The following is a 722-nucleotide window of genomic DNA, read 5'->3' as shown; positions in this document are numbered from 1 at the left end:
GCTGTGCGTCTATAGCCAGCTGCACGTGAACGAGCTGCCTTCGGGCGGGCTCGAGATCGAGGTGAGCGGAGCGGGCGCCGAAGGGATCCCGCACGATGACACGAACCTGATCGTCCGCACCGTGGCGCACGTGTACGCGGACGTCGATCGGTCGATGCCGGGTCTGCGCATCGTGGCCGAGAACGGCGTGCCGCACGGACGTGGACTCGGCTCGTCCGGAGCCGCCGTGGCCGCCGGGATCCTGGTGGCCAAGGGGCTGCTCGAGGGCGACATCGAGATCAGTGACGCCGACATGCTGCGCCTCGCGACCGAGATCGAGGGACACCCCGACAACGTCGCACCCGCGCTCTTCGGCGGGTTGACGATCGCATGGGTGGGCGAGCGCGGACCGCAGCACAAGAAGCTCCTCGTGCATCGCGGAGTGTCCCCTCTCGTTCTCGTGCCGGCGTACACGATGTCGACCTCGAAGGCCCGTTCGCTGCAGCCACCGCAGGTCTCGACGGCGGATGCGGTCTTCAACGTCTCGCGCTCCGCACTGCTGATCGCGGCGCTCACGCAGAGCCCCGAGTTGCTCTTCGACGCCACGGCCGATCGCCTCCACCAGGACTACCGCGCCGAGGCGATGCCCGAGACCCAGCGACTCGTCCAGGCTCTGCGCAGCGCCGGCTTCGCCGCCGTCGTGTCGGGTGCGGGTCCGAGTGTGCTCGTGCTTGCCGACGGGC

At 69.4% G+C, this 722-nt stretch carries 1 protein-coding gene; it reads left to right on the top strand.

Annotated elements, in window-relative coordinates; translation table 11 throughout:
* Positions 1 to 722 (top strand): homoserine kinase (gene thrB, locus J7E68_RS10060; RefSeq protein WP_396652498.1); only part of this gene is annotated, 722 nt, incomplete at both ends.

It is taken from the genome of Microbacterium sp. ISL-103 (assembly GCF_018613995.1).
Classification (GTDB): Bacteria; Actinomycetota; Actinomycetes; order Actinomycetales; family Microbacteriaceae; genus Microbacterium.
Note: the sequence above shows the minus strand (reverse complement) of the source record. Positions and strands in the feature narration are given on the sequence as shown.